Genomic DNA, 11,322 nt, shown 5'->3' on the forward strand with positions numbered 1-11,322 from the left:
CCCTGCCCCCCTCCTCGTCCGCGTTGGGGCGACGCCGCCTCCTCCCCTCGCGCGATTTTGGCGACTCGCCACAAAGGGGCGGCTCGCGAACACGATCTCGGCGAGTCGTCGAAACTGTCCCTCTCGCGCGGATTCGGCGACTCGCCACAAAGGGCCGCGCCGAACGTCTGCTTTCGGCGAGTCGCCAAAAGGCTGGTCGCTCGCGACGGCAGGTGCGGGCGGGGGACTTGTGTCATGTCTTGGGGACAGTACATACTGTCGCGGAGACAGTTCTTTACCCGAACGGATGCTGCAGCAATGACGCTCGACGACTTCCGGCGTGAGATCGCCGAACCTGCCATCGAATTCCGCCCCGAGCTGCGCTGGTGGCTCGCTGAGGGCCTGCACAGCGACGCGACGCTGCGCCGCGAGATCGACGACGCGCACCGCCTCGGCTTCGGCGGCATGGAGTTCCTCGCCATGGACGAGGGCGCGATCGACCACGCACGGTACGGCTGGGGCTCCGAGGAGTGGGTGCACGATTCGCAGGTCGTGGTCGAGGAGACCACCCGCCGCGGCATGTCGGTGAGCTTCACGTCGGGCACCAACTGGTCCAACGCCAACCTCCCGACGATCACGCCCGACGACCGCGCCGCCGCGCAGGAGCTCGACGTGGCGTCCGAGACGCTCGCCCCCGGCGAGCGCCGCTCCGGCCCGCTCCCCCGGATCGACCTCGCGGCACCCGCCGCCGCCCGCCACCTTCCCGGTGAGCGCGGCACCATCCGCGACCAGCACCTCGTCGCCGTCGTCGCAGCCCGCGTGGTCGACGCCGATGCGGGGGTGCTGGATGCCTCGTCGCTCACCGAGCTGACGGCATCCGTCACCGACGACACGCTGGAGTGGACGGCACCGGACGGCGACGGCGACTGGCGCCTCTTCTTCTACTGGCTGCACGGGACCGGTCAGACCGCGGAGCCCTCGGCATCCGTCAACTACACGGTCAACTACATCGACCGCGACGGCGTCGACGCCGTGATCGCGTACTGGGACGACGTCGTGCTGACCCCCGAACTGCGGGCGCAGATCGCACAGAACCCGCGTGCGCAGATGTACATGGACTCGCTCGAGCTGTCGACGTTCGGCGCCGGCGGACTCTTCTGGGGCCACACGGTCGTCGACGAGTTCCGCGCCCGCCGCGGCTACGACGTGGTGCCGTGGCTGCCGTTCCTCACGCGCGATGTGCCGTTCATGGCGGTCTCGACGGTCTACCACCACCAGCCCGCCGGCGATGCCGACCGCATCACGGTCGACAAGGTGCGCCACGACCTCGTCGTCACCTTCACCGACCTGTACATCGAGAACATGCTGCGGCCGTTCGCGGAGTTCCTGCACGGCGTCGGCATGACCCTGCGCGCCGAGATCAGCTACGGGCTGCCGTTCGAGCTGACCCGCCCCGGCCCGGAGGTCGACGGCATCGAGACGGAGTCGCTGGAGTTCGGCGCGCAGATCGACGCGTACCGGCTGCTCGCCGGCCCCGCGCACCTGTTCGGCAAGCAGTACTCGTCCGAGACGGGTGCCACGACCCGCAACCACATGCTCGACCACCGGTTCTACGACCAGATCATCGCGACGCAGCTGGCCGCCGGCATCACCAAAACTGTGCTGCACGGGTGGGCCAGCCCTGCCGGCGCCGAGGGTGTGACCGAGTGGCCGGGGCACGAGGGCATGTGGCCGATGTTCTCCGAGCGCTTCGACACGCGCCAGCCGGGCTCCGAGTTCTACCCCCTCTGGACCGCCGCCATCGGCCGGCTGCAGTACGCGCTTCGGCAGGGTCGTCCGCGCATCGACGTCGGCATCCTCCGCACCGACCATTTCACGGACAACCTCGTCGGGCTCTCGCTCACCGGCGACGGCGGCGAGCGCATCCCCGACGAGGTCGCGTACGGCACCATGTGGATGCGCGACCGCGACAACTTCTGGTGGCAGGACCTCGGCATGCAGGACGCCGGCATCACGTACGAGTTCTTCGACGGGTCCCTGCTCCTCCGCGACGACGTCTCGTTCGACGGCGACGAGGTGCAGCCGTCCGGACCCGGCTATCGCGCCCTCGTCGTGCACCAGGAGACCCTCGACCCCGACGTCGCCGCCCACCTGCTCGGGTGGGCGCGCCGCGGCCTGCGGGTCGTGGTGGTCGACGGGGCCCGCGAGGTGCAGTCGCTGATGGAGGGGCGTCACACCACCCACGAGACCGCGGCGGCGCGCACCCCCGGTCTCGACGGACGCGACGACGAGCTCGCCGCGATCATGGCGGAGCTGCGACGGATGCCGGGGGTCCGCGTCACCGCCCCGTCCGGCGTCGTGACCGCCCTGGACGAGCTCGGCGCGGGCGGCCGCGCGCGCTTCGAGACCGACGATCCGCACGTGCTCACCCACCTGCGGGAGGACGACGGCCTCGTGGTCCTGTACGCGTACCACTTCCTCTACGAGACGACCGCGCCCACCACGGTGCGCATCGCGCTCGAGGGCACCGGTGCGGTGCACCGCCTCGACGCCTGGACCGGCGAGCTGCGTCCGCACCGCGGCGCGCAGCGCGATGACGACCGCACCGTGGTCGAGCTCACGCTCGCCCCCGGCGAGGTCGCGATCGTGGTGTTGGACACGACGACGGATGCTGCGGACTCGCCCGCGCCGGTCGTCACCGAGGTCGCCCAGGCCGACGCGTGGCGCCTGGTCGTCGAGAGCTGGGACGCCGGCGAGCCCGAGGTGCTCGAGGAGGACCGCGGCCTCGGCTACGTCTCGCGCGAGGTGCGCCCGACGACCGCCGTGACGCGGCTCGACGCCGGCGGCATCGAGCTCGCGCCGTGGTCGGAGATCGCGGCCGTCGGTCCCGATGTCTCCGGCGTCGGCGAGTACACCGCCGTCCTCGCCGTCCCCGAAGTCGCGGACGGCGTGCGATACCTCCTCGATCTCGGCTCGACCGGCGGCGGGCTCGGGTCCGTGCGGGTCGGCGACGGCCCCGAGCGCGGGTTCGACACCGCGCATCCGGTCGTCGACGTCAGCGGCAGCATCCGTCCCGGTGACAACGCGGTCACCGTCCGCGTCTCGAGTTCGCTGAACAACCGGCTCCGGGCCCGTGGATACTATGAGCGCATCCCCGACATCGGGGCGCAGCTGACCGGCGAAGAGCGCATGCAGCACGCGGTCGTGCGCGAGTACGGACTTCTCGGCCCGGTGCGGCTGCTGCGCGAGGAGTGACGAGCGGAACCGAGCGAGAGGAACGAGGAGGCGATGGCCAGAGGTGACGTCGACACGGGCGCCTCGGCGGACCTGACCCCGGTCATCGCGCCCGACCCGCTCGACCTCCGGCTGTCGCTCGCCTCGATCGTGCACTGGGCCGACAGCACCGGGGTGCGCCGCGACGTCATGTCGCGGGTCGCGTTCCCGGTGGACGACATGGGCATGTTCCTCGTCGTCAACCAGCTCTCGTACAACGGCGCGATGCGACCCGTCGACCTGTCGCTGGCGCTCGGCATGACCCCGACGAACATGAGCAAGATCGTCGGCCGCCTCGTGGGCGCGGGCCTGGTGGTGCGCGTTGCGGCGCCCGATGACGACCGCGGAGTGCTCGTCGCGCTCACCGACGAAGGCCGGCGCATCGGCGAGCGCATCATGTCGACGGCCGAGTCCAACATGAGGACTCTCCTCGCCGACTGGTCCCCCGCCGAGATCGAGGATCTGCGGCGCATGATGGCGCGCCTCGCCCGCGTGCACCGCTCCGTCTCGGAGCGGAGGGCCGCCTCCGCATAGGCTGGTCCCTATGCCGACCCGATCGCCGTGGACCTGTGTGCTGTGGGACGTCGACGGAACGATCGTCGACGCGTCCGACGGCATCCTCCGTCGCCTCACGATCGCCCTCGAGCACTTCGGCAAGCGTCCGCCGACCCGCGCCGAGCTCGTGCACTGGATCGGCCCGCCGATGTACGAGTCGTTCCAGGTGAACGTCGGCATGACGCCCGAGCAGTCGGCCGAGGCCGTCGCCTTCTACCGCACGCTCGGCAAGGCGGACGGGTACACGACGGGCGCCAAGCTCTTCCCCGGAGTGGGTGAGCTGATCACGGATGTCGCGGCCGCCGGCATCCCGCAGGCGACCGCCAGTTCGAAGCCCGAGGTGCAGGTCGTCGCCCTCATGGACCACTTCGACCTGTCGACCTCGCTCACCGCGATCGTCGGCGCGACGCCGGACGAGAAGACGCTCAGCGCGAAGTCCGACATCGTCGCCGAAGCGCTGCGACGCCTCGCCGCCGCGGGCGTCGACACGAGTCGTCCCGTGCTCGTCGGCGATCGGCACCACGACGTCGACGGCGGCGCGGCCCAGGGCGTGCCGGTGATCTTCGTGCGGTGGGGCTTCAGCTGGCCGCACGAGTCCGAGGGCGCGCAGGCGGTCGTCGACGACGTCGACCAGCTCCGTGCGCTCCTGCTGTTCGGCGAGCACGCCGACGAGGGTGCGGCCGCGACCGCCGGCGTCGCCGATGCCTGAGCTCGCCGCCGCGATCCTGGGGTGGCTCGTGCCCGCCCTGGTCGTGTTCGGCGTGACGGCGATCGCCGTCGCCGTCATCGTGTGGGCCGTGCGCCGCGCGCGTCGCTCCCCGCGAGCCCGCGCCGCCGCCGAGCGGGAGCGAGCCAAGGCGGGCGCGACGCTCGTGAAGCTCGACGACGAGGTCGGCGAGCTCGACCTCGAGGTCGGCCTCTCCGGCGCCCTCTACGGCGGAGACGCCCCCGCCTCGCTGCGGCGGGCACGCCTCACGGCGCAGCACGTCCGGGACGACTCGTTCGAGGAGTACCGCGGGATCAGCGATCCCGCCGTCGCCCCCCACGAGGTGCAGCGGGTCTCCGCGCGCATCGAGCGCCGCACGGGCGAGGCGCTGGCGACCGTCGCCGCAGCCCGCAAGGAGCACGGCGCGTGGGTCACGGCGAACGTGTCCGCGGCCGGGCAGATCGCCGCCGCCCGCCGCCGCCTCGCCGAACTCCACGCGTCGATGGGCGATCCGGCCGCGCTCGTCGCCGAGCTGTCATCCCGCTTCGCCGAGGACGAGTGGCGGGATGCCTCGCGCTCGGCGCACGCCGCGCTCTCGGAGGTGACCGCCGCCGAGCGCCACCTCGACGCCGCCGCCACCCGCGCCGCCGACCCGTCGCTGAGCGCCCTCCCCGATCTCGCCGCCGCCGAACGGGCCCTCCGCCAGGCGGAGGCGGACGCCCGCAATCTCGAGGAGACCCACCGCCTCGTGCTGCAGGCGGCGCTGGCCGTGCCCGACGAGATCGCGTCGGCGCGCACCGCGCTGCGCCAGGCCTCCGTCACGCGCGAGCACCTCGATGCGCCCGACGCCGCGCGGCTGGGCGCGGAACTCCACGCCATCGACGCCGAGCTCAACCGCATCGAGACGGATGCTGCCCGCCACCCCACCCGCACGGTCGACGCCATCGCGCGCCTGCGCAGCCGGGTCGACCTCGCCCTCGGCGACGCCCGCACCTCGCAGCAGCGCCTGCGCGGCGCGCGCACCGCCCTCCCGGGCACCCTCGCCGCCGCGCGCGGCGCCCTCGCGCAGGCCGAGGCATCCGTGTCCCGTTCGCGTGCGGGTGCCGACGCTCGCTCGCGACTGCTGTCGGCCCAGCGCGAACTCGCCCAGGCCCGTCAGGCGCAGGACCCCGTGGCCGCACTCGACGCCGCCCGCCGCGCGATGCGCGACGCCGAGGACGCGAAGGCCCTGGCCGACTTCGCCCGCCAGACCGGCGCGCTCGGATAAGCGACAGCGGGAAGACCCCCCGCTACCCTGAACGCATGAGCGACGGGGCGACTCAGAGACCGAACCGCGTGCTCGCCGGGGTGGGGCGGATTCCGGCGACACTCACGATGATCGCGCTGGTCCTGGTGACCGGTGTCGTGTGGCAGGGACTGTGGCAGCCGTTCGAGGACTCCGATGTCTTCGACGCCGTCGCCTACGGACTGCCCGCACTCGAGGCCGGCCGATGGTGGACGCCCTTCACCGGCACCCTCTTCGTCAATGCGCCGTGGGTCTACCCGTTCACGATCGCGAGCTTCGTCGGCATGGCGTACCTCGAGTTCCGGCGCGGCTGGCGCGTGGCCCTCGCCTACTACTGGGTCGGCCAGCTGTTCGCGATCTTCGCGACCGCCCTCGTGCTGTGGGCATGCTCAGTGGTCGCGTCGTGGGACTGGGCGCAGACCCAGGCCGCGGCGCTGGACGTCGGCCCGTCCGGCGGCACGTTCGCCTGCATCGCCGCGGCCGTCGGGCTGCTGCGGAGCCCCTGGCGCGTGCGCGCATGGCTGGTGCTGCTCGGGTATGTGTTCGTCGCGATGCTCTTCTGGGGCACCCTCGCCGACCTCGAACACCTGCTCGCCGTGCTGCTCGTGCTGTTCGTCGACCGGTCGCTCCGCGTCCAGCGCACCACGATGCGCGAGCAGCGCCTCATCGCCTTCATCGCGGTGCTGGTGCTCGGCGCCGTCGAGGTCATCACGATCCTGGTGCCGACCGACGGCCCCCTCGGCTCCACGGAACCCGCCTCGGGCGGCTTCTGGGACTTCGCGATCGACGTCGTGATCATCCTGATCATCGCCAACGGCCTGCGACGCGGGCGACGGTGGTCGTGGGTCCTCGCCGTCATCCTCGCCGGCTTCAACATCCTGACCGCAGTCCTCGTCGGGGTGGCCATCATCATCGCCTCCGAGGCCCAGGTCGAGGCGACGATCGACGGTGAGACCGAGCTGTCGCTGGCCAGCGGCGCGATGTGGCTGCTCATGCTCATCTACCTGATCCGGGTGCGGCGGGCGTTCCGGGCCCGGCGCCGGTCGCGCATCGGCCTGCAGCCTTCTCCGGCTGTCGAGGACGTGAAACGGATGCTGCATGCCCACGGCGGCGGCACGCTCTCGTGGATGACGACATGGGAGGGGAACACCTACGCCCGCACCGCCGACAGCATCGTCGCGTACCAGCGGCGCGCGGGCGTCGCGCTGGCCCTCGCGGACCCGATCGGTCCGGACGCGTCACGCGCGGCGGCCGTCGAGGAGTTCATCCACGATGCCGAGCGGGCCGGGCTGGTCCCGTGCTTCTTCAGCGCCGACGAGGCCACGCGGGCCGCCGTGCCGGCCTCGTGGCGCAGCCTGGTCGTGGCCGACGACACGATCGTGGACCTTCCCGGCCTCGAGTTCACCGGCAAACGGTGGAACTCGGTGCGCTCGTCGCTCAACCGGGCGGGGCGCGAGGAGATGACGTTCCGCATGACCCACCTCAAGGAGGAGTCGTGGGGCGTGCAGCAGCAGCTGCGGGCGATCTCGGAGATGTGGGTGGGCGACAAGGGCCTCCCCGAGATGGGGTTCACGCTCGGCACGCTCGTCGAGGCGGAGGACCCGGAGGTGCGCCTCGCCCTGGCGCTCGCGCCGAACGGCGACGTCGACGGGTTCCTGTCGTGGCTGCCGGTCCACGGCCCAGACGGTGTGGTGCGGGGATGGACCCTGGACCTGATGCGGCGGCGCGACGGCGGCTTCGGCCCGGTGATGGAGTACCTGATCGGCTCGTCGGCGAGGCTGTTCTCCGATGAGGGCGCCGAGATCATGTCACTCTCGGGCGCGCCGCTCGCCCACGACTATCCGCCGGACGCCGGCATGATCGCGGCGCTCAGCGACAGGCTCGCCGACGCCCTCGAGCCGGTGTACGGGTTCCGGTCGCTGCACCGCTTCAAGGAGAAGTTCCACCCGCGGTACGAGACCATGTACCTGCTGTTCCGCGACGAGAGCGACCTCACGCGCATCGGCGGCGCGCTCACCCGGGCGTTCCTGCCCGACGCGACGCTGCGTCAGTTCGCCGGAGCCGGACTCGAGCTCGTGCGCGGCGACCGGGAGTGATGCACAACCGGCGCACAGGCGCGCGACGAAGCCGCGGCACCCACCGATGGGATACCGCGGCTTCGACCGCGTGAAGCGATCGGTCCGCCGATCAGATCGGGCGGATGTTCTCGGCCTGGAGGCCCTTGGGTCCCTGCGCGATCTCGAACTCGACGCGCTGGTTCTCCTCGAGGGAGCGGTAGCCGCTCGACTCGATTGCGCTGTAGTGCGCGAAGACGTCTGCGCCACCCTCATCGGGAGCGATGAAGCCGAATCCCTTTTCCGAGTTGAACCACTTGACGGTGCCCTGCGTGCTCATTACTTGCCGTTCTTCGTTGATCTCGTCGCGATTGCGGCGATTGCAATCCAACGTAGTGAAGAGGCGGGCGCGCGGCGAGACCCAGTTGCGAAGGTGACACAAATGTTGCAGAGCGTCTGTTGACGAGGCAGGGACCATCGTCCGCCCGGGCTGAGCTTGGCTCGAAAGCCCGGGCGTCGACGGATCCCCCCGGATAGGCCACGTCGTAACGTGGACATGGAACATCGTACCGATATATCAGTGCAAGAGCGAGGCCGGTTTCCTCAGCGTTTCCGCATGTTCCGATGGGGTCCCACGGCCCCCTCGGCGGCCTCCTCAAGGCGCGCTCAAGCGGGTCTATGCACGTGAATCCTCCGGCGTACACTGGTGCCACTCATGAGTGCCCCCTTCGTCCCGCTCGAGCCGAGCCGCGCCGTCCTCGGAGACGAGGTTTACGCGCGCCTGGGGGAGGCGATCCTCGACGGGCGGCTCGCCCCCGGCGAGCGTCTGCGCGACCAGGAGCTGGCGGAATGGCTCGGCGTCTCGCGCACTCCGGTGCGCGAAGCACTGCAGCGACTGGAGCGGGCCGGCCTGGTCGAGGTATCGCCCCACCGCTACACGCGGGTGTCGCACCCCAACCAGCAGAACGACACCGTCGAGCTCGTCGCCTTCAACATGGGCCTGGCCGTGCGCATGGCGTCGGTGCGCGCCGACGCCGACGCCCTCGGGCTCGCGCTGGAGCGCCTGGACGACGTCATCGCCGCGTCGCGCGCCAACGACCCGGAGGCCCTCGGGCTGGCCAGTCACGCGTTCTTCTCCGTCGTCACACGTGCGAGCGGGAACTTCGCGCTCCTGCAGTTCGTCCGCGAGTACGAGTTCGCCATCCGGCGCGACATGGTGGGCTGGCGGCCGTTCATCGAGTGCCCGATCGGCCGCACCGCCGCCTACGAGGAGTTCCGCGAGGCGTTCGCTTGTCGCGAGGCCGATCGCGCCGAATCCCTGCTCCGCAGCATCCACGGCCTGAACTGACACCCGCCCTTCCTCGGTGACGGATGCCGCGGCTACCGTGAAGCGCGTGAACCACATCGATCTGCGACCCCTGGACGACGACGACCTCGACGCCGTCTTCGAGATGATGCGCGACCGCGAGGCGATCGCGATGGCCGCGTTCACCGCGGAGGATCCGGACGACCGCGCGGGCTTCGACGCATGGATCGAACGGCAGCGTGCGATGGCCGACGTCCTCTCCTTCGTGGTCACCGAGAACGGCGGATTCGCCGGAACCGCGGCATCCTTCACCATCGACGGCGACCGCGAGGTCACCTATTGGATCGCCCGTCACGCGTGGGGCCGGGGCGTCGCGACCGCGGCGCTGCGCCACCTGATCTCGCGCGAGCCCATTCGGCCGCTGTTCGCCCGCGTGGCCGCCCACAATGCCGCCTCCATCGCCGTGCTCACGAAGGTCGGCTTCACCGAGGTGTCGCGCAACGTCGACTTCGCCCCGGGCGTCGGCCGCGAGATCGAGGAGATCGTCTTCGCGCTGCCCCCGGCCCTCGACGGCGCGTAGCGCCAGGGAGGTGTGGGCGAAAAAGAAGAGGACCCCCTCTCGGGAGTCCTCTTCTGCGCTGTGCGCGAGGGGGGAGTTGAACCCCCACGCCCTTTCGGGCACTGGCACCTGAAGCCAGCGCGTCTGCCTATTCCGCCACTCGCGCGAGCCGTGGGATCCGGAGATCCCGCGAAACTCAACTTCCCGAGGATATCATGCGTCGCGGCCCCTTCCGAACTCACCTGGTCGGGAGCGCGATCCATCACGGGTACAGCCTGTGCAATTAGCATGTAGCAACCGGCACCCCCCTCAAGAGGAGCTCCGTGGGACTACTTGACAGCTTCGAGAAAGGTCTGGAGCGCGCAGTCAACAGCGCGTTCGCCAAGACCTTCCGCAGCGGCATTCAGCCTGTCGAGATCGCATCGGCCCTGCGCAGCGAACTCGACAAGAAGGCGGCGGTCGTCAGCCGCGACCGCATCCTCGCGCCGAACACGTTCACGGTGCGCCTGTCGCCCGCCGACGACGACCGCATCTCGGCGCTCGGCGATGCGCTCCTGCACGAGCTCGACACGCTCGTCCACGCGCACGCCAAGGCGCAGGGGTACTCGTTCGCCGGTCCGGTGACGATCGCGATCCGCCGCGACGAGGAGATGTCGACCGGCACCCTCCGCGTCGAGTCCTCGACGGCGCAGGGCGGCCGCGTCTCGTGGCGCGGCGTCGTCGACGTCGAAGGCCGTCGCATCCCGCTGACGAAGTCGCGCACGGTCATCGGCCGCGGCAGCGACGCCGACATCACGGTCGCCGACTCGGGCACCAGCCGCAAGCACGTCGAGATCCTGTGGGACGGCGAGCGCGCCATGGTGCGCGACCTGGGCTCGACCAACGGCACGATGCTCGACGGCCGCAAGGTGACCGAGGCGGCGCTCCCGCCCGACGCGACCGTGCGCATCGGCCGCACCGACATCGTGTTCCGCGTCGTCGCACAGGCGAGCACGCCGCGGCCCGCAGCATCCGTCGACGATGCCACGCGGGCGTTCGACGCGCAGGAGAGGGGCCCGCTGACATGAGCGAGCTCACCCTGCTGCTGTTGCGCATCGGGTTCCTGGTGCTGCTGTGGGCGTTCGTCTTCGCCGTGGTCTACTCGCTGCGCGCCGACCTGTTCGGTGTGAAGGTCAGGCGGATGCCGGATGCTGCGGCCGCCGCCGCCGCGCCCGTGGCGTCGGCTGCCGCCGCGTCGTCCGTCACCGCGCCCGTCGCGCCGGCGGCGCCCGCTCCGGTGGCCAAGCCCGGCGGACCCGCCACGACCGCCACCGCGTCGCGCATCGTCATCACGAGCGGACCGAAGACCGGGCTCGAGCTCCCGCTGGGGAACGAGCCGCTCACGATCGGCCGCTCGAGCGAGTCGGGACTCGTCGTGCGCGACGACTACACATCGAGCCACCACGCACGCCTGGTGCTGTGGGGCGACCAGTGGATGATCCAGGATCTCGACTCGACGAACGGCACGTGGCACGACGGTGCCCGTGTGACCGCCCCGGTCCCCGTGAACCTCGGCGCCCCGATCAAGGTCGGCGCGACGACGTTCGAGCTGCGGAAGTAGCGGGC

10 protein-coding genes and 1 tRNA gene are annotated in these 11,322 nt (G+C 71.1%); 9 read left to right on the top strand and 2 right to left on the bottom strand.

Features of this window, described 5'->3' with window-relative positions:
• The first annotated feature begins 297 nt into the window (after positions 1–297).
• Genes ACLBXX_RS09150 through ACLBXX_RS09170 form a run of 5 tightly spaced genes read left to right on the top strand, consistent with a single transcriptional unit; the run spans position 298 to position 7,894 of the window.
• Positions 298–3,234 carry a glycosyl hydrolase gene (locus tag ACLBXX_RS09150; protein WP_447657774.1) on the top strand — a complete coding sequence of 979 codons (2,937 nt, stop codon included), beginning with the start codon at positions 298–300 and terminating at the stop codon, positions 3,232–3,234.
• 33 nt (positions 3,235–3,267) lie between these two features.
• A complete protein-coding gene (locus ACLBXX_RS09155; RefSeq protein ID WP_447657775.1) occupies positions 3,268–3,786 on the top strand; it encodes a MarR family winged helix-turn-helix transcriptional regulator in 519 nt (172 codons plus the stop codon).
• A 10-nt stretch (positions 3,787–3,796) separates the two neighbouring features.
• A complete protein-coding gene (locus tag ACLBXX_RS09160; RefSeq protein WP_387142574.1) occupies positions 3,797–4,516 on the top strand; it encodes an HAD hydrolase-like protein in 720 nt (239 codons plus the stop codon).
• Positions 4,509–5,780, top strand: a complete 1,272-nt coding sequence (locus tag ACLBXX_RS09165) for a hypothetical protein (RefSeq protein ID WP_447657776.1) — start codon at positions 4,509–4,511, stop codon at positions 5,778–5,780. The genes ACLBXX_RS09160 and ACLBXX_RS09165 overlap by 8 nt, the downstream gene beginning before the upstream one ends.
• Before the next feature lie 35 nt (positions 5,781–5,815).
• A complete protein-coding gene (locus ACLBXX_RS09170; protein ID WP_447657777.1) occupies positions 5,816–7,894 on the top strand; it encodes a bifunctional lysylphosphatidylglycerol flippase/synthetase MprF in 2,079 nt (692 codons plus the stop codon).
• A gap of 91 nt (positions 7,895–7,985) precedes the next feature.
• On the opposite strand, the gene ACLBXX_RS09175 is transcribed toward ACLBXX_RS09170, so the two are convergent.
• The gene (locus tag ACLBXX_RS09175) at positions 7,986–8,192 is read right to left on the bottom strand and encodes a cold-shock protein (protein ID WP_137845695.1); all 207 of its coding nucleotides are present in this window, start codon (positions 8,190–8,192) and stop codon (positions 7,986–7,988) included.
• A 375-nt stretch (positions 8,193–8,567) separates the two neighbouring features.
• On the opposite strand from ACLBXX_RS09175, the gene ACLBXX_RS09180 reads away from it, so the two are divergent.
• A complete protein-coding gene (locus ACLBXX_RS09180; RefSeq protein WP_447657778.1) occupies positions 8,568–9,200 on the top strand; it encodes a GntR family transcriptional regulator in 633 nt (210 codons plus the stop codon).
• A gap of 46 nt (positions 9,201–9,246) precedes the next feature.
• Positions 9,247–9,738, top strand: coding sequence for a GNAT family N-acetyltransferase (locus ACLBXX_RS09185; RefSeq protein WP_447657779.1), 492 nt, complete (start codon positions 9,247–9,249; stop codon positions 9,736–9,738).
• 61 nt (positions 9,739–9,799) lie between these two features.
• Here ACLBXX_RS09185 and ACLBXX_RS09190 read toward each other — a convergent pair.
• Positions 9,800–9,883: transfer RNA gene (locus tag ACLBXX_RS09190), tRNA-Leu, on the bottom strand.
• Positions 9,884–10,040: 157 nt separating this feature from the next.
• On the opposite strand from ACLBXX_RS09190, the gene ACLBXX_RS09195 reads away from it, so the two are divergent.
• Positions 10,041–10,784: an FhaA domain-containing protein gene (locus tag ACLBXX_RS09195; RefSeq protein ID WP_447657780.1), complete on the top strand. Its 744-nt coding sequence runs from the start codon at positions 10,041–10,043 to the stop codon at positions 10,782–10,784.
• Positions 10,781–11,317 carry an FHA domain-containing protein FhaB/FipA gene (locus tag ACLBXX_RS09200; RefSeq protein WP_447657781.1) on the top strand — a complete coding sequence of 179 codons (537 nt, stop codon included), beginning with the start codon at positions 10,781–10,783 and terminating at the stop codon, positions 11,315–11,317. The genes ACLBXX_RS09195 and ACLBXX_RS09200 overlap by 4 nt, the downstream gene beginning before the upstream one ends.
• Positions 11,318–11,322: the final 5 nt, after the last annotated feature.

The organism is Microbacterium sp. C23T, from assembly GCF_053345975.1.

Coding starts and splice junctions, on each gene's coding strand:
- ACLBXX_RS09150 (WP_447657774.1), top strand. CDS start 298: ATGACGCTCGACGACTTCCGGCGTGAGATCGCCGAACCTGCCATCGAA.
- ACLBXX_RS09155 (WP_447657775.1), top strand. CDS start 3,268: ATGGCCAGAGGTGACGTCGACACGGGCGCCTCGGCGGACCTGACCCCG.
- ACLBXX_RS09160 (WP_387142574.1), top strand. CDS start 3,797: ATGCCGACCCGATCGCCGTGGACCTGTGTGCTGTGGGACGTCGACGGA.
- ACLBXX_RS09165 (WP_447657776.1), top strand. CDS start 4,509: ATGCCTGAGCTCGCCGCCGCGATCCTGGGGTGGCTCGTGCCCGCCCTG.
- ACLBXX_RS09170 (WP_447657777.1), top strand. CDS start 5,816: ATGAGCGACGGGGCGACTCAGAGACCGAACCGCGTGCTCGCCGGGGTG.
- ACLBXX_RS09175 (WP_137845695.1), bottom strand. CDS start 8,192: ATGAGCACGCAGGGCACCGTCAAGTGGTTCAACTCGGAAAAGGGATTC.
- ACLBXX_RS09180 (WP_447657778.1), top strand. CDS start 8,568: ATGAGTGCCCCCTTCGTCCCGCTCGAGCCGAGCCGCGCCGTCCTCGGA.
- ACLBXX_RS09200 (WP_447657781.1), top strand. CDS start 10,781: ATGAGCGAGCTCACCCTGCTGCTGTTGCGCATCGGGTTCCTGGTGCTG.